The 19,777-nt window shown below is 57.6% G+C and carries 19 protein-coding genes and 2 pseudogenes; 11 read left to right on the forward strand and 10 right to left on the reverse strand.

All coding sequences use genetic code 11. The features are described 5' to 3' along the window. Positions 1-110: 110 nt before the first annotated feature. Positions 111-1,013 carry a transcriptional regulator FeaR gene (gene feaR, locus ACOI6Z_RS13655; protein WP_065813102.1) on the forward strand — a complete coding sequence of 301 codons (903 nt, stop codon included), beginning with the start codon at positions 111-113 and terminating at the stop codon, positions 1,011-1,013. Here feaR and ACOI6Z_RS13660 read toward each other — a convergent pair whose 3' ends face one another. Genes ACOI6Z_RS13660 through ACOI6Z_RS13670 form a run of 3 tightly spaced genes read right to left on the reverse strand, consistent with a single transcriptional unit; the run spans position 1,014 to position 4,166 of the window. Further along, entirely contained in the window at positions 1,014-1,337 is a 324-nt protein-coding gene (locus tag ACOI6Z_RS13660) for a YdbL family protein (RefSeq protein WP_023289434.1), read from the reverse strand. Positions 1,338-1,344: 7 nt separating this feature from the next. Beyond that, positions 1,345-1,530: a YnbE family lipoprotein gene (locus tag ACOI6Z_RS13665; protein ID WP_004204017.1), complete on the reverse strand. Its 186-nt coding sequence runs from the start codon at positions 1,528-1,530 to the stop codon at positions 1,345-1,347. Beyond that, positions 1,527-4,166, reverse strand: coding sequence for a YdbH family protein (locus tag ACOI6Z_RS13670; protein WP_065813103.1), 2,640 nt, complete (start codon positions 4,164-4,166; stop codon positions 1,527-1,529). Before ACOI6Z_RS13670 ends, ACOI6Z_RS13665 begins: the two co-directional genes overlap by 4 nt. A gap of 206 nt (positions 4,167-4,372) precedes the next feature. Between ACOI6Z_RS13670 and ACOI6Z_RS13675 the strand changes: the two genes are divergently transcribed. The 3 genes from ACOI6Z_RS13675 (at position 4,373) to hslJ (ending at position 6,573) form a co-directional block, all read left to right on the forward strand. Beyond that, positions 4,373-4,873 carry a DedA family protein gene (locus ACOI6Z_RS13675; protein WP_420687413.1) on the forward strand — a complete coding sequence of 167 codons (501 nt, stop codon included), beginning with the start codon at positions 4,373-4,375 and terminating at the stop codon, positions 4,871-4,873. Between the two features lie 147 nt (positions 4,874-5,020). Next, positions 5,021-6,010 (forward strand): 2-hydroxyacid dehydrogenase, encoded by a 990-nt coding sequence (locus ACOI6Z_RS13680; protein ID WP_032452619.1) that lies wholly within the window; start codon positions 5,021-5,023, stop codon positions 6,008-6,010. Between the two features lie 122 nt (positions 6,011-6,132). Next, complete coding sequence (gene hslJ, locus ACOI6Z_RS13685) at positions 6,133-6,573, forward strand: heat shock protein HslJ (protein ID WP_023289430.1); 441 nt, start codon at positions 6,133-6,135, stop codon at positions 6,571-6,573. Positions 6,574-6,604: 31 nt separating this feature from the next. Here the strand turns inward: hslJ and ACOI6Z_RS13690 are convergent, their stop codons facing one another. After that, on the reverse strand, positions 6,605-6,868 hold the full coding sequence (locus tag ACOI6Z_RS13690) for a DUF333 domain-containing protein (RefSeq protein WP_008805145.1): 264 nt from the start codon (positions 6,866-6,868) through the stop codon (positions 6,605-6,607). A gap of 361 nt (positions 6,869-7,229) precedes the next feature. Between ACOI6Z_RS13690 and nifJ the strand changes: the two genes are divergently transcribed. From nifJ to ACOI6Z_RS13715, 5 genes and pseudogenes are all read left to right on the forward strand, one after another. After that, positions 7,230-10,757: a pyruvate:ferredoxin (flavodoxin) oxidoreductase gene (gene nifJ, locus ACOI6Z_RS13695; protein WP_065813104.1), complete on the forward strand. Its 3,528-nt coding sequence runs from the start codon at positions 7,230-7,232 to the stop codon at positions 10,755-10,757. Between the two features lie 358 nt (positions 10,758-11,115). Beyond that, positions 11,116-12,240, forward strand: coding sequence for a porin OmpK37 (gene ompK37 / locus ACOI6Z_RS13700; protein WP_023289428.1), 1,125 nt, complete (start codon positions 11,116-11,118; stop codon positions 12,238-12,240). 144 nt (positions 12,241-12,384) lie between these two features. Then, positions 12,385-12,597: a KTSC domain-containing protein gene (locus ACOI6Z_RS13705; protein WP_023289427.1), complete on the forward strand. Its 213-nt coding sequence runs from the start codon at positions 12,385-12,387 to the stop codon at positions 12,595-12,597. Positions 12,598-12,678: 81 nt separating this feature from the next. After that, positions 12,679-13,113, forward strand: a complete 435-nt coding sequence (gene uspF / locus ACOI6Z_RS13710) for a universal stress protein UspF (RefSeq protein WP_023289426.1) — start codon at positions 12,679-12,681, stop codon at positions 13,111-13,113. 327 nt (positions 13,114-13,440) lie between these two features. Continuing rightward, positions 13,441-13,608, forward strand: a pseudogene (locus tag ACOI6Z_RS13715) (SOS response-associated peptidase); the annotation flags it as partial. Positions 13,609-13,899: 291 nt separating this feature from the next. Here ACOI6Z_RS13715 and ACOI6Z_RS13720 read toward each other — a convergent pair. The 3 genes from ACOI6Z_RS13720 to ACOI6Z_RS13730 all read right to left on the reverse strand — a co-directional run bounded on the left by ACOI6Z_RS13720 (position 13,900) and on the right by ACOI6Z_RS13730 (position 14,973). After that, on the reverse strand, positions 13,900-14,160 hold the full coding sequence (locus tag ACOI6Z_RS13720; protein WP_004203992.1) for a bacteriocin immunity protein: 261 nt from the start codon (positions 14,158-14,160) through the stop codon (positions 13,900-13,902). Positions 14,161-14,365: 205 nt separating this feature from the next. After that, the gene (locus ACOI6Z_RS13725; protein ID WP_349950190.1) at positions 14,366-14,503 is read right to left on the reverse strand and encodes a hypothetical protein; all 138 of its coding nucleotides are present in this window, start codon (positions 14,501-14,503) and stop codon (positions 14,366-14,368) included. 149 nt (positions 14,504-14,652) lie between these two features. After that, positions 14,653-14,973: a TonB family protein gene (locus ACOI6Z_RS13730; protein ID WP_071996700.1), complete on the reverse strand. Its 321-nt coding sequence runs from the start codon at positions 14,971-14,973 to the stop codon at positions 14,653-14,655. A 446-nt stretch (positions 14,974-15,419) separates the two neighbouring features. Here ACOI6Z_RS13730 and ACOI6Z_RS13735 point away from each other — a divergent pair. Together ACOI6Z_RS13735 and ttcA are read left to right on the forward strand one after the other, a co-directional pair. Then, positions 15,420-15,854: pseudogene (locus ACOI6Z_RS13735) on the forward strand (tyrosine-type recombinase/integrase); the annotation flags it as partial. Between the two features lie 48 nt (positions 15,855-15,902). Continuing rightward, a complete protein-coding gene (gene ttcA / locus ACOI6Z_RS13740; RefSeq protein WP_023289425.1) occupies positions 15,903-16,838 on the forward strand; it encodes a tRNA 2-thiocytidine(32) synthetase TtcA in 936 nt (311 codons plus the stop codon). Between the two features lie 45 nt (positions 16,839-16,883). On the opposite strand, the gene dbpA is transcribed toward ttcA, so the two are convergent. From dbpA to zntB, 3 genes are all read right to left on the reverse strand, one after another. Next, the gene (gene dbpA / locus ACOI6Z_RS13745; RefSeq protein WP_044522571.1) at positions 16,884-18,257 is read right to left on the reverse strand and encodes an ATP-dependent RNA helicase DbpA; all 1,374 of its coding nucleotides are present in this window, start codon (positions 18,255-18,257) and stop codon (positions 16,884-16,886) included. Positions 18,258-18,271: 14 nt separating this feature from the next. Continuing rightward, complete coding sequence (locus ACOI6Z_RS13750) at positions 18,272-18,448, reverse strand: hypothetical protein (protein WP_369707506.1); 177 nt, start codon at positions 18,446-18,448, stop codon at positions 18,272-18,274. 335 nt (positions 18,449-18,783) lie between these two features. Next, the gene (zntB, locus tag ACOI6Z_RS13755; protein WP_032436262.1) at positions 18,784-19,767 is read right to left on the reverse strand and encodes a zinc transporter ZntB; all 984 of its coding nucleotides are present in this window, start codon (positions 19,765-19,767) and stop codon (positions 18,784-18,786) included. Between the last annotated feature and the right edge of the window lie 10 nt (positions 19,768-19,777).

The following is a 19,777-nucleotide window of genomic DNA, read 5'->3' on the forward strand; positions in this document are numbered from 1 at the left end:
CAGAAATGTGCCGCAGGTAATAGTTCTTTCATATACCCGCCATCGCGCCCTTGCCTGAGGCGGCATAAATGCAACAATGCAGAAACATTATTATTACAGGAGAACGGCGAATGATGACCACGGCTGAGGGGGGGCTGGCCTACCAGCGCTGGCTGGCGACGATCAATCAGGTCTGCGGCCATTTCGCCGCCCGGCCGCTGGAGGGACGCTTTCACGGCGAGATTGACGCCCGCTACGCCGTCAGTCTCAAAGTCAGCACGGTCACCGCCGCCGGCGTCAATCTCTACCGCACACGCAATGAGATCAAACGCGATAACGACGCCTGGTTCTATACCGTGTTTCAGCTCGCCGGCGAAGCGGTGATCGAACAGGACGATCGCCAGGTGACCCTGGCGGCGGGGGATATCACGCTGATCGACGCCGCCCGCCCGTGCTCTATCGTCTGGCAGCAGACCTCGCGTCAGGCTTCGCTGCTGCTGCCGCGCCAGCGGGTGGCGCCGACGGGCGAGATCGCCACCGCCTGCCGGCTGGACAAGTCTCTGCCGATGGTGCAGCTCAGTCAGCGCCTGCTGCTGGAGAGTATGGGCGGCACGACGCTCTCCGCCAGCGAGAGTGAGGCGGCGCTGGACGCGATCGCCTGCCTGTTGCGCCCGGTACTGCGCCAGCGCGAGCCGACCCCGTCCCGGCGGGACCAGCAGTTTCAGAAGATCATTGCGTTAATCGATGCGTCCATTCAGTCGGAACACCTGCGGCCGGAGTGGCTGGCCAGCGAGACGGGAATGTCGGTGCGCAGCCTCTACCGGCTGTTTGCCGACAAAGGGCTGGTAGTGGCGCAGTATATTAAGAACCGGCGGCTGGATCTGTGCGCCCGGGCGTTACAGAACGTCCATGACGACGAAAAGCTGGCGGGGATCGGCTACCGCTGGGGCTTCAGCGACCACAGCCATTTCTCCACCGCCTTTAAGCAGCGCTTCGGCGTCTCGCCAGGCGAATACCGTAAGCGCTGCCGCTAACTATTTGCGCAGCCACTGGCCGTTCAGCCCCTGAACGTACTCGCCGGGCTGAGCGCGGGCCACCAGCTTCTGTCCGGCCATTTTCGCTACCTCATCCACCGGCAGATTGTTGTCATCCGCCAGCTGCTGGTAGCTTTCACTGCGCGCGGCGTTAATCTGCTTCACCAGCGCCAGCGTCTCTTTATCCTGACGCAGCGGCGCCAGATAGCCGTTCAGCGTCTCCCCCACCCGCCCCTGCTGGCGCGCTTCGTTCAGGGTCAACGCCAGCGCGGGCGCGCTGAGCAGAGTCAGCGCCAGCGCCGCGGTTAACAGTCGTTTTCTCATCGTCGCCTCAGAACAAATCGCTGCGGGATTTCAGCAGGTTTTCCACATCCTTATCGACCTTGATATGGATCTCATGCTCAATTTTGACATTCATATTGATGGTGATGGGCTCTTTCGACGCCGCAATTTCGATACGCGGCGTACAGCCGGCGAGCAGCATCGACGCCACTATGGCCAGTAACAGCTTCTTCATTTAGGTTCCTTACATGTCTTACCGTCCGTACAGCGCCGCACGGGCAGCGTGGCATTTTGCTCAAGCCACGCCTGTAAATTGTCGCCGAAGCGTAAACTGCGCCACAGATCGAAAATATTCTCCTCATGAGCGTAGTTTAAATGCACGGTACTGCTTTTCCCGTCCACCCGGCTGGTGCCGTTGATGGCGGCCTTAAGCGTCAGCACGCCCAGATTGTTGAGGTTAATCTGCGTCGATGAACGGGAGATCTCCATATAGCGCAGCCAGTTGATCGCCGCCCCGGCGGAGACGTTGTCCGCCACCAGCGCATCGGCGGTGTCTTTATCGAGCCGCAGCGTCATCGGTCCGTCATTGCGCAACCAGCCGTCGTGGATAATCCATTGATTGTTCTCCAGCCACAGCGGCAGCGCGCCGCTCACCGCCCCGGACATGGCGAACTGCTTCACCTTGACCGCGCTGGTCAGTTCGCTGCTGGAGATGTGCTGCAGACGGATCAGCGCCGGGTCGCGCTGCGGCATGCGCAGCTGCAGCAGGGTCAGCTTGCCGCCTAACAGGTCGACGCTGACGTCGCTAAGCTGCAGCGGATTGGCCTCGCTCCATGGCCAGGTGCCCTGCAGGTCCGCCGTCAGGTTGCGCGCGGTGACCTGGTTGACGATTTCGCCAATGCGCAGGGAGACCGGACGGCGGGTGCCCAGCTGCCAGTGGCCATCGCTGAAGCGGAACGGCAGAACGAAGTCGACGCCATTGATCTGGTTATCCGGCATCCAGGCGCTGCCGCCCTTCAGGACGCCATGACCGCCCGCCTCAAATCCCTGCCCGGCTGCCGCCGAGAAGGCCACCTGCGCATAGAGACTGCCTTCGCGCAGGTTCATCTTCCAGTCCGGCGGCACCAGCGGCTGGAATACCGTCAGCGACTGTTTAGGCCACCAGGCCTGGCCGCGCAGCCGTTCGCCATCCCAGCGCCCGGTCAACCGCACCGGGCCAATGGTATCGGCGTGCAGCGCGCCGGTGAACTGGAACCACGTCGGGTCCCGGCCGTCGACAGCGAATTTCAGCGTCGACGCCGGGAGATAGCTGCCGCCGGAGAAGGTGGTTTTTGCCGCATCCAGCGACAGCGCGCCGGTCAGCCGCGGATGCTCAGCGTCGCGCAGCCAGCGAATCGGCTGCTCGAGGGTCAGACGCGGCGTGCTGACCCGCATCGTGCCGTACTCGAGCTTATCGAAGCCAGTGGAGAGGCTGCTCAGCGTAATGGCATTGTCCCGCCACTCACCGCTGCCCTTCACATCCCAGCGCGCCTGCATTGGCGTGAAATGCCCCTCGCCCCAGTAGCGCCACTGCCAGCGGCCGCTGTCGGGCAGAAAATCGTTCGCCAGGCCGTCCAGGTGCAACGTAAAGTCGCCCATCTGCTGCTCATGGGCGCGGAGGATCGCCTGCAGGCGGCCATCGACGCCCTGCTGGGTGACCTTCACCCCGGCCAGCGGCCAGCGGATTTCGTCAATGTTCAGCGCGTCGATCACCCGCCCGCGCGAACGCAGTAGCGCCCCGGGGTGAAACGCCAGCTGCGGGCTGACCAGCGACCCGCTGAGCTGGGCCGGCAGCGCGGCGTAAAAGATCATCTCTCCCAGCTTGGCCTCGCCGGTGAGCCGCAGCGGCAGGTCGCTGTTATCCATGCTTAACTTGCCCGGGCCGATATTCAGCACCGCGTTGCCTTTGCCGGCATGCCCCTCGGTGAGCACATTTAAGCGGCCGCTGACGATCATCTGTTCCGTGCCCTGCTGCCAGTTACCGACCGACAGCGCCACGCGGCCGCTCAGCGGATACGCCTGGTAGCGGGTGCGCCAACGGCCGTCGCTGATGGTGATCCGTTCCGGGGTGATCTCCCACGGCAGGTCGAGAATGGGCTCCACCTCGCCGCGCGGGGTGACCAGCAGCTGGCCGCGATTATGCTGCCACGCCAGCTCGGCATCGATCCATTCTGCAGTCTGCGGGAATTCGAAGGTGCCCTGCATCTGGCCATCGACCGGCAGGCCATCCGGCACCAGCGGCAGATGGAAGGTCCCCACCAGCTTCACCGGCGGCTGATCGTCAGTCAGCCGGGCGCTGAACTGGCTGACAGTGAGCGCCTGGCCGCGCAGGCGCGCCTGCAGGCTCAAATCGTTTCCGGCGAAGCCGATATCCTGCTGCGCAGGCGTCAAGGACATCACCAGCCGCCCCTGCCATTTTTCCCACGGCGACAGCCGCAGGTTCTCAATGGTTAACCAGCTGTAGGGCAGCATTGATTGCCATTCGGCGAGGGTGCGCGGCGACCCCGGCGCGGGATCGCTGGCCGGCAGTTTGCTCAGGCAGGCGCTGTTGATCTCCAGCTGGCCAATATGCAACCGCCAGCGGCTGGGGCGCGAGAGACGGGCATCGGTCACCCGGGCGAGTTCACAGTCGCCCACCAGATAGCGTAGATCGGGGATCAGCAGGGCGGAGCGCGTAAGACGCGGGCTCTCCTGCAAAGCGATATGAGTCCCCACGGGCAGCCAGATGCCCGCCAGCGTCGGCACCCAGTGGGTCAGCGTCAACAGCAGGGTTAGCGGCAGTAACACCAGCGCTAACACCAGCGCGATGGCGGCTTTATATTTACCCTTCATGGGCAGTTAATATCCTGATTCAACATAAGTAAAAGCCGAAAGGCGCCCATTGTGACACGTTCGACCAGTGAGTGAAAGTTTGCGACCTGTTAAAGCATAGTTGCCAGCCGGTATCGCGGCGCGGCGATCGCTCGTCACTATTTAGCTTTTGTTTAAGCGCTACCTGCCACACTCCAGCCAGTTCGGTTTTGCTTGCGGGAGAGACAGTGTCGTTAATTATCTCGCTCATTGAGAGCGCACAGGGCCACTATCCATTGGTATTACTGATGGTTTTCCTGCTCACTTTCACTAAATCCTGCGCGCTGGTGTCGCTGGCGATCCCGGGCACCTCCGGCCTGCTGCTGCTGGGGACATTCGCGTCCGCCAGCCTCGGTCATTTCCTGTTAATGTGGTCCAGCGCCAGCCTCGGCGCCATCGGCGGATTCTGGCTCTCGTGGTGGTTAGGCGTTCGCTATCGTCACCGCCTCACGCAGTTGCGCTGGCTGACCGCCGAGCGGCTGGCCCGCAGTCGACTCTTTTTTCAGCGCCGCGGGCTGTGGGCGGTCTTTTTCAGTCGCTTCCTCTCTCCCCTGCGCGCCACCCTGCCCCTGGTCAGCGGCGCCAGCGGCCTGCCGCTGTGGTCGTTTCTGCTGGCTAACGTCACCTCCGGTCTGCTGTGGCCGTTTCTGCTACTCTCCCCCGGTGCTTTAAGCCTGAGTTTATGGTGAAAAAACTTTGTCTTTCAAAGAGATTCCGCAAATCCGCGATATGCTCTAGAATTAGGATAAGCACCTGCTATTTAAACTATTTTTTAATAATTGTACGATTATTTTAAATATGCTACCGTGACGTTATAATCACTGGAGAAAAGTCTTATGAAAATCGCGGTTTACAGTACGAAGCAGTACGATAAAAAGTACCTGCAGCACGTTAATGATACCTACGGCTTTGAACTGGAATTCTTCGACTTCCTGCTGACAGAGAAAACCGCCAAAACCGCCCACGGTTGCGAAGCGGTATGCATCTTCGTCAATGACGACGGCAGCCGTCCGGTGCTGGAGGAGCTGAAGGCTCACGGCGTGAAGTATATCGCCCTGCGCTGCGCCGGGTTTAACAACGTCGACCTCGAGGCGGCGAAAGCGCTTGGCCTGCGCGTCGTGCGCGTCCCGGCCTACTCGCCGGAAGCGGTCGCTGAACATGCGATCGGCATGATGATGTCGCTTAACCGCCGCATCCACCGCGCCTACCAGCGTACCCGTGATGCCAATTTCTCCCTCGAAGGCCTCACCGGTTTCACCATGTACGGCAAAACCGCCGGGGTGATCGGCACCGGGAAAATTGGCGTGGCGATGCTACGGATCCTTAAAGGCTTCGGCATGCGTCTGCTGGCTTTTGATCCGTACCCAAGCGCCGCCGCGCTGGAGCTGGGGGTGGAATATGTTGACCTGGCCACGCTGTACAAGGAGTCGGACGTGATCTCCCTGCACTGCCCGCTCACCGACGAAAACTACCATCTGCTCAATCGCGAGGCCTTCGATCAAATGAAGGACGGGGTGATGGTGATTAACACCAGCCGCGGCGCGCTGATCGATTCCCAGGCGGCCATCGATGCCCTGAAGCACCAGAAAATCGGCGCGCTGGGGCTGGACGTTTATGAGAACGAACGCGATCTGTTCTTCGAAGACAAATCCAACGACGTGATCCAGGACGACGTCTTCCGTCGCCTCTCCGCCTGCCACAACGTGCTGTTCACCGGCCATCAGGCGTTCCTCACCGCCGAGGCGCTGATCAGCATTTCGGAGACCACCCTGGGCAATCTGCAGCAGGTCGCCAACGGTGAAACCTGCCCGAACGCTATCGTCTGATTCCTTTCCCTTTTGTGCTCCTCTCCCCGGGGGAGCACATTCAGATAATCCCCACAGATCCCCGCTGCGATACCGTTACACTGGCTTTGTTTTATTAGTAATGTGAATGTTTTGGAGTAAAAATGAACAAATTTGCGGCATTACTGGCGGCAGGGTTGCTGCTGTCCGGCTGTGTCTATAACAGTAAGGTGTCCACCGGCGCGGAACAGCTACAGCATCATCGTTTCGTGTTGACCAGCGTCAACGGCCAGGCGGTGAACGCGGGCGACCGGCCGCTGGAGTTGAGCTTCGGCGAGAAGACGGCTCTTACGGGCAATATGTATGTTTCGGGCAATATGTGCAACGGCTTCAGCGGGGAAGGTAAGGTGTCGGACGGCGAGCTGAAGGTTAAATCGCTGGCGATGACCCGGATGCTGTGCCACGATGCCCAGCTCAATACCCTTGACGCGACCATTGGTAAGATGCTGCGCGAGGGCGCGCAGGTCGATCTGACGGAAAACCAGTTGACGCTGGCGACCGCCGACCAGACGCTGGTCTATAAACTCGCCGACCTGATGCACTAGCCGGCGTGGTGAACCCGCTGCGGGGCTGCCATTAATAGCCGCAGCTTCCGCCCGCCAGCGCCTGCTCGCTGCAGCGTTTACCGTTCGGCAACGCGCACATGCCGATCGCCGAACCATCGAGCTGACGAGCCACCGATAACGAGCCGCCTATCATGGCGCAGTTGGCCTGGCCGGCGTCGCTCATCGCCGCCCGCATTCCTGGCGTGACGTGCGCCGCCGTGGCCTGCTGAACGGGTTCACTACTGCACGCCGACAGCAACAGCGCCGCACATCCCACTAATATCGCAGCTCGCATTTTCTCTCCCCTCGGAAACGTCTTAAAAAGCAAACCCAAGAATAATAGGCAGCGTGGCGCGCGGCGTCGAGAGGGGAAGTACGTATTTATGCGTCTCATTAACATTTTCTAGCAAATTTCTGCCTAAAGGTTGATCTCCCCCGGGTTCGCCACCGGACAATCGCTAGCCTTCACGCCCTGGAAAGCCACTTTCTCCGCGAAACGCGCAAAATATTGATCTGGTCACGGGTGGCCGCCGCATTGAGGACACAAATGCAAAAATGGCGGCATCAACGGTTTGCTAAACTACCTCTTATATAATTACAGGGCGCGTCGCGGTTTTACGCGTCCATTCTTTTGCGCAATGTAAGGGTGTCTTCCTATGATTACTATTGATGGTAATGGCGCGGTCGCTTCCGTCGCGTTTCGCACCAGTGAAGTTATCGCCATCTACCCGATCACGCCCAGTTCAACGATGGCGGAACAGGCCGACGCCTGGGCCGGCAACGGGCTGAAAAACGTCTGGGGCGATGTGCCCCGCGTGGTCGAAATGCAGTCGGAGGCAGGCGCCATTGGCGCCGTACATGGCGCGCTGCAGACCGGCGCCCTCTCCACCTCCTTTACCTCATCGCAGGGCCTGCTGCTGATGATCCCCACGCTGTACAAACTGGCCGGCCAGCTGATGCCGTTTGTCCTGCACGTCGCCGCCCGCACCGTCGCCACCCACGCGCTGTCGATCTTCGGCGACCATTCCGATGTGATGGCGGTCCGCCAGACCGGGTGCGCCATGCTGTGCGCCAGCAGCGTTCAGGAAGCGCAGGATTTCGCGCTGATCTCGCATATCGCCACTCTGCAAAGCCGGGTGCCGTTTATTCATTTCTTTGATGGTTTCCGCACCTCGCACGAAATCAACAAAATCGCCCCGCTGGCGGATGACACGATTCGCACCCTGCTGCCGCAGGAAAAAATCGCTGAGCATCGCCAGCGCGCGCTCAATCCGGAACACCCGGTGATCCGCGGGACCTCGGCCAACCCTGACACCTACTTCCAGTCGCGGGAGGCCACCAACCCGTGGTACGACGCGGTTTATGATCATGTCGAGAAAGCGATGGACGACTTCGCCGCCGCCACCGGCCGCCAGTACAAACCGTTTGAGTTTTACGGCCATCCGCAGGCGGAGCGCGTCATCGTCATTATGGGCTCGGCCATCGGCACCTGCGAAGAGGTGGTCGATGAGCTGCTGAGCCGCGGCGAGAAAGTCGGCGTACTGAAGGTCCGCCTCTATCGTCCGTTCTCCGCCGCCCACCTGCTGGCAGCGCTGCCGGAGAGCGCCCGGGCGGTGGCGGTGCTGGATCGCACCAAAGAACCTGGCGCGCACGCGGAGCCGCTGTATCTCGACGTGATGACCGCCCTGGCGGAAGCCTTTAACCGCGGCGAGCGCGAGACGCTGCCGCGGACCATCGGCGGCCGCTACGGTCTCTCTTCCAAGGAGTTCGGTCCGGAATGCGTGCTGGCGATATTCCATGAGCTGCAGGCCGCCCAGCCGAAGCCGCGCTTTACCGTCGGCATCTATGACGACGTGACCAACCTGTCGCTACCGCTGGGCGAAAATACCCTGCCGGCAGAGGCCAAGCTCGAAGCGCTGTTCTACGGCCTCGGCAGCGACGGCAGCGTGTCGGCCACCAAAAACAATATCAAAATCATCGGCAACTCCACCCCGTGGTTCTCCCAGGGGTACTTTGTCTATGACTCGAAGAAGGCGGGCGGCCTGACGGTCTCCCATCTGCGGGTCAGCGAAAAGCCGATTCGTTCTTCGTATCTGATTTCGCAGGCCGATTTCGTTGGCTGCCACCAGCTGCAGTTTATCGATAAATACCAGATGGCCGAGCGGCTGAAGCCCGGCGGCATTTTCCTGCTCAACACGCCGTACAGCGCCGATGAAGTCTGGTCCCGCCTGCCGCAGGAAGTGCAGGCTACCCTGAATCAGAAAAAAGCGCGTTTTTACGTGGTCAACGCGGCGAAGATCGCCCGCGAATGTAGCCTCGGGGCGCGCATTAATACCGTGATGCAGATGGCCTTCTTCCATCTGACTCACATCCTGCCTGGCGACAGCGCGCTGGCGGAACTGCAGGCGGCCATCGCCAAAAGCTACAGCAGCAAAGGTCAGGAGCTGGTGGAACGTAACTGGCAGGCGCTGGCCCTGGCCCGCGAGTCCCTGGCGGAAGTGCCGCTGCAGCCGGTGAATGCCAGCAGTCCGAACCGCCCGCCGGTGGTCTCCGACGCCGCGCCGGATTTCGTCAAAACGGTTACTGCCGCCATGCTGGCCGGCCTCGGCGATGCGCTGCCGGTCTCCGCCCTGCCGCCGGACGGCACCTGGCCCATGGGCACCACCCGCTGGGAGAAACGCAACATCGCCGAAGAGATCCCGATCTGGAAGGAAGCGCTTTGCACCCAGTGTAACCACTGCGTTGCCGCCTGCCCGCACTCGGCAATCCGCGCCAAAGTGGTCGCGCCGGAGGACATGGAGAACGCCCCTGCCAGTCTGCACTCGCTGGACGTTAAATCCCGCGATATGCGCGGGCAGAAATACGTACTGCAGGTCGCCCCGGAAGACTGCACCGGCTGCAACCTGTGCGTGGAAGTGTGCCCGGCAAAAGATCGCCAGAACCCGGAGATCAAGGCCATCAATATGATGTCGCGCCTGGAGCATGTGGAAGAGGAGAAAGTGAATTACGATTACTTCCTCAACCTGCCGGAAATCGACCGCAGCAAACTGGAGCGGATTGATATCCGCACTTCGCAGCTGATCAGCCCGCTGTTTGAATACTCCGGCGCCTGCTCCGGCTGTGGCGAAACGCCGTATATCAAACTGCTGACCCAGCTGTATGGCGACCGGATGCTGATTGCCAATGCCACCGGCTGCTCATCCATTTACGGCGGCAACCTGCCCTCGACCCCGTACACGACCGATGCCAACGGCCGCGGCCCGGCGTGGGCCAACTCGCTGTTTGAGGATAACGCTGAATTCGGGCTCGGCTTCCGCTTAACCGTCGACCAGCATCGCCAGCGCGTGATGCGCCTGCTGAGCGAATTCGCCGACCAGCTGCCGACAGAGCTGAACGCGGCGCTGCATGCCGAGGCGACGCCGGAAGCGCGCCGCGAACAGGTGGCGGCCCTGCGTCAGGTGCTGGCCGGCGTGCAAGGCGCTGAAGAGCTGCTGACCGATGCCGACGCGCTGGTGGAGAAATCCGTCTGGCTGATCGGCGGCGACGGCTGGGCCTACGATATCGGCTTCGGCGGTCTGGACCATGTGCTGAGCCTGACGGAAAATGTCAACATTCTGGTGCTGGATACCCAGTGTTACTCCAACACCGGCGGCCAGGCGTCAAAAGCCACCCCGCTGGGGGCGGTCACTAAGTTTGGCGAGCACGGTAAACGCAAGGCGCGCAAAGATCTTGGCGTCAGCATGATGATGTACGGTCATGTCTATGTGGCGCAGATTTCGCTGGGCGCGCAGCTGAACCAGACGGTGAAAGCGATTCAGGAAGCGGAAGCCTATCCGGGGCCGTCGCTGATCATCGCCTACAGTCCTTGCGAAGAGCATGGCTACGATCTGGCGCTCAGCCACGATCAGATGCGTCAGCTGACCGCTACCGGCTTCTGGCCGCTCTACCGCTTCGACCCGCGTCGGGCGGAAGAAGGTAAGATCCCGCTGGCGCTGGACTCCCGCCCACCGTCAGACGCCCTGGCTGAGACGCTGCTCAATGAGCAACGCTTCCGTCGCCTGAATGCGCAGCAGCCGGAAGTGGCGGAGCAACTATGGAAAGACGCGGCCGCCGACCTGCAGAAGCGCTACGACTTCCTCGCCCAGCTGGCGGGCAAAGCGGAGAAATCACCGAGCGAGAACTAAGGTTATTTTTCCTCCCGCAGTCATAAAAAAAGCCCGAACATAAAGTTCGGGCTTGTCGTTTTACCGATAAACAAAATCATTCCGCAGAATGAGACGGCAAATAAAAATGCTTGGTATGACAATAAAGGCATATAACGCCCGAATAATACGCGATCAAACTGAATATGTATAATTTTTATTTTGTATATTATTTGTAGATATATTCACCACAATTATCACCATTACTTCAGAAGTATTTTATTTAGATTTTACTTATATCGTAACAATTGAGTCTTACCATATCTCAGACCGCTCCTTTAGCATGAGTTCACTTCCTTCCCGGAAGCTAGAACATAAAAACAGTTAAAGGAATTTCTTCATGAAAAGAAAAGTACTGGCCCTCGTTATTCCGGCTTTATTAGCCGCTGGCGCTGCGCACGCGGCGGAAATTTATAATAAAGACGGAAATAAATTAGATGTCTATGGCAAGGTAGACGGTCTGCACTATTTCTCCAGCGACTCGAAAAAAGACGGCGACCAAACTTACGTTCGCTTTGGCTTTAAAGGCGAAACCCAGATCAACGATATGCTCACCGGTTACGGCCAGTGGGAATACAACGTTCAGGCCAACAATACCGAAAGCGCCGGCGATCAGGCGTGGACCCGTCTGGCCTTCGCCGGTATCAAAGTGGGCGATTACGGTTCTTTCGACTATGGTCGTAACTACGGCGTGCTGTACGACGTCGAAGGCTGGACCGATATGCTGCCGGAGTTCGGCGGCGACTCTTACACCTATGCGGATAACTTTATGGCAGGCCGCGCCAACGGCGTCGCGACCTACCGCAACAGCGATTTCTTCGGTCTGGTGGATGGTCTGAACTTCGCCCTGCAGTATCAGGGTAAAAACGAAGGCCAGAACGCCCAGGATATCAACGTCGGCACCAACAACCGCAGCAGCGACAGCGATGTTCGCTTTGACAACGGCGACGGTTTCGGTCTCTCCACCTCCTATAACTTCGGCATGGGCATCAGCGCGGCTGCGGCCTATACCTCTTCTGACCGTACCAACGACCAGATGACCCGGACCAACGCCCGCGGCGATAAAGCCGAAGCCTGGACTGCCGGTCTGAAGTACGACGCCAACGATATCTACCTGGCGACCATGTACTCTGAAACCCGCAATATGACCCCGTACGGCAATGACGGCGTGGCCAACAAGACGCAAAACTTCGAAGTCACCGCTCAGTATCAGTTCGACTTCGGTCTGCGTCCGGCTATCTCCTACCTGCAGTCCAAAGGCAAAGATCTCTATAATACCGGCAGCTACGCCGATAAAGATCTGGTCAAATATATGGACGTCGGCGCCACCTATTACTTCAACCGTAATATGTCCACCTACGTTGATTACAAAATCAACCTGCTGGATGACAACGACAGCTTCTACAAAGACAACGGTATTTCTACCGACAACATCGTCGCGCTGGGCCTGGTTTACCAGTTCTGATGCGCCAGCCCGCCGGTTCCGGCGGGCTTTCTCTCTCTCTGCATCGCAGCAGCTAAAACAAAACAATATATCCCACAGCTTAAAATAGCCGTCCGCTTAGTGATATAGTCGTGCTCAGTCAGTGCCTGCCCGAGGACGTCCATCATGCATCATCACCCGGTAAAATCTTCCCGAATTATCTCTGTCGCCTATGATGACGCCTCCGCCACGCTGGAAATCTGTTTTTATCACCAGCCGCCGTTGCAATATACCGGGGTTCCACCGCGTATTTTTCGTGACTTTTTACAGGTGGTGTCAAAAGGCCGATTTTATGACGGCGTGATAAAGGGAAAATTCCCCGAACGCAAGCCACGTTAATGTCAAAGTGTGACTGCGGTCATGATACAAAACGTGCCATAATGCCGTACAATATGAGGGGATACTTAAACAGGAGGTTTTATGAGCAGAATGATTCTTGTCCCCATCGATATCTCTGATAAAGAATTTACTGAACGCATTATCAGTCACGTTGAATCGGAAGCGCGGATTGACGACGCTGAGGTCCATTTCCTCTCCGTTATCCCTTCCCTGCCTTATTATGCCTCACTGGGAATGGCCTATACCGCCGAACTGCCTGGTATGGATGAGCTGCGCGAAGGGACGGAAACGCAGCTTAAAGAGCTCGCGAAGCAGTTCTCTATCCCGGAAGATCGGAAACATTTTCACGTTGCCGAAGGATCGCCAAAGGATAAGATCCTGGCCCTCGCCAGGTCGCTACCCGCCGACCTGGTGATCATCGCTTCGCACCGGCCGGATATTACCACCTATCTGCTGGGCTCCAACGCCGCCGCGGTGGTCCGCCACGCCGAGTGCTCGGTGCTGGTCGTTCGCTAACGCCTCAGCCCGCCGCCCGGCGGGCTTTTTATTTTTACTTCTGCCCCTGCCCCCAGCCGAAAGTGCCGGAAAGATGCTGACATTCCGCCCCTGAATCCGTACCATACACGCCACGGTTGTCTGTCAGACCTCATTAATTGCTACGCGCCAGCGCCACGTTGTCCAGCGGCTGGCAGAACGCGTGCTCTTCTGATGCCACACTATGAATTGAGCCACTATTACATGCTGCAAAATAAAGAAATCAGTAAAAATGTACAACACCAATAAGTTGTGCCCCCTCCAACCAACTGAATTTATTTTATATTTACTTACAGCCAGCCCCCACAGCGCCGGCCGCTGGTCCTGGTATCTGAATCCACCCGGGAATGGATGAGGCAGGCTATTCGAGGAAAAGAGGTGAATGAGATAATTGCAGATGGTGCGGTACCTGCTGATCATTTCACATGGCACCCCGTTTTCCGAGCGGTGGACAACGTTAGGAATCAGGGGGCGTAATTGATTGAGGCTATTAAAATCCAATAACCTGATAATACCCGCACTATGCTGAAAGCAGACCTTGGTGTTCTGATTGCCTTTTGCTTCGGGAATGCCCTCAAAGCGCATAAGTTAAGGAAGTTGCTCAGGCTCCGAGGGCATCTTTAGGGCTGGTTGATAAAAAATCAAAATTGTGAGCTACTTTCATCGATAATAAATTCAACGTAATAAAAAACCGCCGGCGCGAGTTTCAATCAGAAGTCATCTATTATCACGTTAAGATAGGTAAGATAACGCAACTGTACCGATCAGCTACTCTTTGAAACCAGGCTTGCCATTCCTGGCCCGCCATTCTTTCACTTCCTTAACAACCCTTTCCGGACTATCCTCTCGGCCCTTTGGAGGATAGAAAATTACATCAGAACCATCAGGGTGTTCAGTGATACGTTCAAACTCTAAAACATTTTGCACATCTTCATCTTCGGTTGTATTATCCGGATTAAATATCTTTTTCACAAAAGCTAAAAACTCAGATTCGGTGTAATCAGAAATGCTTTTTTTATTGTCCATCATTTACCACCATTGCTTAGTGAACTTCGACATGGCTTTTTGTGCATCATAACTCGCCAGTTCTCAATACCATACACATCACCGGTATTTTAATAGCTTTTGCGTGCTCTAATTCATGTTTAAGCCTTCCCCCGACATGCTCATTTTACGAATGAACGACCGTGTTTCTAACTTGATACTCCCTAAGCTAGCTTGTCAAACCGCTCAGTTAGCTCAGTGGTATCAGAAACCGCCTTCCTGAAAGCTCTCCGAATGAATGAAAGTTCGAAAACTCACAGCCACGAAATTTTTCAGCAATCACACCGGGAACAGGAGAGCCTGACTCGTCTCCGTTTTTTTCAGCCAACCATGACTAACCTGCTCCCCTTAACCAGTGATTTTGCCAGGTAAATCTCTAGAGCTTGCCAACATAACATCACTTGGCTCGACTCCCATTGCAAGAGCATCAGGCTGCTAGATCTCTCAGTACAGAAAATCCAGGCAGGCTAGCAGTATTTACGGTTGAGATGGACGAAATCTTATTGTTCCACGCGCAATGCCTGGCTTTCCGGGCTCATACTTGCATTTTCTCATTGCTGATCTTGTTTCTCTAAAAAAGATCTCAGCACCAGTTGTCTCAACAGAAGTTACTTCCCCTTTTTCATTTACTGAGGCAGCGTAATTTACAGTGCCACTAATCCGATTAGCCATGGCAGAAACTGGATAATAAGGATTAGGGCAACTTATCCGCACAGGCACAACTTCTTCTTTATTTTCTGCAGCAAGTGCCAAGTTTGATATAAGAACAGCGCAAACCAGAAGTAATGTTTTTTTCATAACCGATACCAATTGTTGTTTTCCTTATGTCTATAGATCTCTAATACGCCTTTTTCATGCAACGCCTGAGAATGCGGCTCCACTTCTACATCCCCGCTGGTATGGAGGGGATTATATATCACAGCCGGGTTAGCTGCGCGCTTTGCGTTCTGCGGGGGATTGAGGCATCGCCATTCTTCCGCAGGGCTACTCCTTCCCTATAACGCTTCCATTCACCTATATTCCATTAAAAAATGAGGAGTTTCGACTTATCATTTAGAATCAAGTAAAGTAAACACCTCTCTTACAGCCAGATTTCCAATCTTATGTGAGCCCCAAAACCCGGCACTGATTGCCGGGTATTTTATTGCTTCCCAGGTGCTTTTACGGTTTCTCACGCCCGGCACATCTCCGGCGAGTTACCTCTCACCAGCGCCTCAGCAAAAGGCCTCGGTATGGCATTAGCAGCAGGAAACCGGACGATACAATTGCTCGGCCCTGCCCTGGACGCGCTCAAAGCGCAGCATGAACTGACAGCTGGACATCCGGTCGCCACTATCACGTTTCACCACAGGGAATACGGCTCAAGCGAGGAACAGAATTTGCGACTTGTTTTCATGCCGCGGAGACGGAAAGGCGAGCAAAAACCCTGCTACTCGCACAGCAGCATAGGCAGCAGATGGGAAGCTGCAGTAAAACGCGCTGGCATTCGCCGCAGGAATCCGTACCATACGCGGCATACTTTTGCCTGCTGGCTCCTGACGGCTGGCGCAAACCCGTCTTTTATAGCCAATCAGATGGGGCATGAAAACGCGCAAATGGTGTACGACGTTTATAGTACATGGATAGAAGAAATGAACGGCGACCAGGTTTCTATGTTGAATTCCCGGCTTGGGCTTTAACACGTTTTGCCCCCTATATGCCCCTTTAAGATTTTGAGAATGTTAATAATGCAAGAAAATCAAGAACTTACAAAGAAAGAGAAATACAACATCGATAAGCTGCAGAAACGTCTGCGCCGCAACGTCGGTGAGGCGATCGCCGACTTCAATATGATTGAAGAAGGCGACCGCATTATGGTTTGTCTGTCAGGCGGCAAGGACAGCTATACCATGCTGGAGATCCTGCGTAACCTGCAGAAAAGCGCGCCCATCTCCTTCTCGCTGGTGGCGGTGAACCTCGACCAGAAACAGCCCGGGTTCCCGGAGCATATTCTGCCGGCGTATCTTGAGCAGCTGGGCGTTGAATACAAGATTGTCGAAGAGAATACCTACGGCATCGTCAAAGAGAAGATCCCGGAAGGGAAAACCACCTGCTCGCTCTGCTCTCGCCTGCGTCGCGGCATTCTCTACCGTACCGCCAGCGAACTCGGCGCCACCAAGATTGCCCTCGGCCATCATCGCGACGACATCCTGCAGACGCTGTTCCTGAATATGTTCTACGGCGGCAAAATGAAAGGGATGCCGCCGAAGCTGATGAGCGATGACGGCAAACACATCGTCATCCGCCCGCTGGCCTACTGCCGCGAAAAGGACATCGAGCGTTTCTCCCAGGCCAAGGGCTTCCCGATCATTCCGTGCAACCTGTGCGGGTCGCAGCCTAACCTGCAGCGCCAGGTGATCGCCGATATGCTTCGCGACTGGGATAAGCGTTATCCGGGACGCATTGAAACCATGTTTAGCGCGATGCAGAACGTGGTGCCTTCGCACCTGAGCGACGTTAATCTGTTTGATTTTAAAGGCATCACCCACGGTTCTGAGGTGGTGGACGGCGGCGATCTGGCGTTTGATCGGGAAGAGATTCCCCTGCAGCCTGCCGGCTGGCAGCCGGAGGAAGAGGACGCCCGGTTAGATGAGCTGCGTCTGAACGTAGTGGAAGTGAAGTAACCCGAAAGCGTCTCAGGCCGCCGCCTGAGACGCGCTATTCTGCCCTTACTTCAGCAGTCGTACGCGGCAGGCTTTGCCTTTGATCTTACCGTTTTGTAACTGCTTATACGCTTTCTGCGCCATATTCTGGCGGATCGCTACATAGACGTGGGCCGGGTGGACGGTAATTTTGCCGATATCGGCGCCATCAAACCCCATATCTCCGGTCAACGCCCCCAGCACATCCCCCGGGCGCATTTTCGCCTTTTTTCCGCCGTCGATGCACAGCGTCGCCATCTCCGCCGTCAGCGGCGTAATAGCGTTGCCCGTCGGCGCCGGCAGCCAGTTAAGGGATAATTGCAGCATGTCGGCCAGAATGGTGGCGCGCTGCGCCTCTTCCGGCGCGCAGAAGCTGATAGCCAGGCCTTGTTCGCCGGCGCGGGCGGTGCGGCCGATGCGGTGAACATGCACCTCCGGATCCCAGGCCAGCTCGAAGTTCACCACCAGCGCGAGAGATTTGATGTCCAGGCCGCGGGCGGCGACGTCGGTCGCCACCAGAACCCGGACGCTGCCGTTCGCGAAGCGCACCAGCGTTTGATCGCGGTCGCGCTGCTCGAGGTCACCGTGCAGCGATAATGCGCTCTGCCCGGCGGCGTTGAGCGCATCGCAGACCGCCTGGCAGTCGCGCTTGGTATTGCAGAACACCACGCAGGACGCCGGCTGATGCTGGCTAAGCAGACGCTGGAGCAGCGCAATCTTGCCGTGACGGGAAACTTCAAAGAACTGCTGTTCGATAGCCGGTAGCGCATCGACGCTGTCAATCTCAATCGTTTCCGGATGACGCTGCACCCGACCGCTGATCGCCGCGATCGCCGCAGGCCAGGTGGCGGAAAACAGCAGCGTCTGCCGGTCAGCCGGCGCGAAGCGGATCACCTCGTCGATGGCGTCGCTGAAGCCCATATCGAGCATGCGGTCCGCTTCATCCATCACCAGGGTCTGCAGCGCGTCGAGAGAGACCGTCCCCTTCTGCAGATGATCGAGCAGACGGCCCGGGGTGGCGACGATAATATGCGGGGCGTGCTGCAGTGAATCGCGCTGAGCGCCAAACGGCTGCCCGCCGCAGAGCATCAAAATCTTGATGTTCGGCAGGCAGCGCGCCAGACGGCGCAGCTCGCCGGCAACCTGATCGGCCAGTTCGCGGGTCGGACACAGCACCAGCGACTGGGTCTCAAAGCGCGACGGATCGATATGCTGCAGCAGGCCCAGCCCGAAGGCGGCCGTTTTTCCGCTGCCGGTTTTTGCCTGCACGCGCACATCTTTCCCCGCGAGGATCGCCGGCAGGGCGGCGGCCTGAACCGGCGTCATCGACAGATAACCCAGCTCGTTAAGGTTGGCTAATTGGGCGGCAGGTAAAACAGTCAGGGTAGAAAAAGCGGTCACAATGTATTCTCGTATTAAAGGACAGACGATCTGCAGGCGCGTATCCTCGCAGATCTCCGCGCCTGATGCGACAATTTAATCGGCTCTTCATCAGGCGGCGGATCGGGCTGCGGCTGCGGGCGCGGTCGCGGATCGGGTAAAGGAACCGGATCGTTCGGCTCGGGCGAGATGGGGATGGACTGGGCTGTCAGCCCTGAAGCGTAATGCATAGTGGCCTCCCGGAAAGTGATACGGGCGTACCCGCAGGCGTAAACGGCCTGAAGACCGTCGGGTGTCTTAGTAAGCGTAGAAGCTGGTCAGGAGAGCGCAAAAAAAAAGCCGACTCAACAAAGTCGGCGTCGTACGAATCAATTGTGCTATGCAGTAATTCAAAAAAGGAAGTAAGACAATATGGAGCGCAACGCCCATCGCTTGACGTTGCATTCACCTGCGAGAGAGATATTGCCCTGAATGGGTAGAGGGTTTATTGATTTCGCTCAAAGATTGCCGGGTTTTCCCGGCATCGTCGCCGCCAAAAGGCGATTCTTTACAACCATTTACTGCGATGTAACCACCACGCAACACCACCGATGACAACGACTAACATCAGGCAAAAGAGGCTAAAGCCCAGATGCCAGCTGTTACCAGGGATCCCCCCGAGGTTGACGCCGAACAGGCCGGTTAAAAAGGTGCTGGGCAGAAACACCATCGCCATCAACGACATCGTATAGGTCCGCCGCGCCAGCGACTCCTGCATAATCTGGGCGATCTCATCGCTCATGATCGCCGTCCGGGCAATGCAGCTGTCGATCTCGTCCAGCCCGCGCCCCAGCCGCTCGGCGATATCCTGCATCCGCCGCCGCTGATCGTCGCTCATCCACGGCAGGCGTTCGCTAGCCAGCCGGGCGTAAACATCGCGCTGAGGCGCCATATACCGGCGCATCACAATCAGCTGCTTACGCAGTAGCGCGAGAAAACCGCGCGGCGGCACCTGCTGATCGAGCAGGTCGTCTTCGAGGTCGATAATTCGGTCGTGCAGTTGTTCAATAAACTCACTGGCATGATCGGTCAGCGCGTCGCAGACTTCCACCAGCCAGCTGCCGCCATCCGTCGGCCCATTGCCCTCCTTCAGGTCGCCCAGCACATCGTCCAGCGCCAGCACTTTGCGCTGACGAGTGGAGACGATCAGCCGCTCATCCATATACAGACGCATCGCCACCAGCTGGTCTGGCCGTTCATCGGTGCTGCCGTTGATGCAGCGCAGGGTAATCAACGCCCCGTCGCCGATCCGCGTCACCCGCGGTCGGGTGCTCTCGCCCGCCAGGGCATCGCGCACGTTATTGGGCAGCAACGGGGTGGCCGCCAGCCAGTCGGCGCTGTCGCTATGGGTATAGTTGAGATGCAGCCAGCAGGGCTTCTCTTTATCGATAATATCGTCATCGGCGAGCGGCTTCACGCCCCCCTGCCCGTCGAGCACCCACGCGAAGATCGCGTCCGGTATCTGCAACTCCGAGCCTTTAATCGCGTCCACTCAACCTCCG

This window comes from Klebsiella sp. C239 (assembly GCF_048822715.1).
Lineage (GTDB): Bacteria > Pseudomonadota > Gammaproteobacteria > Enterobacterales > Enterobacteriaceae > Klebsiella > Klebsiella quasipneumoniae.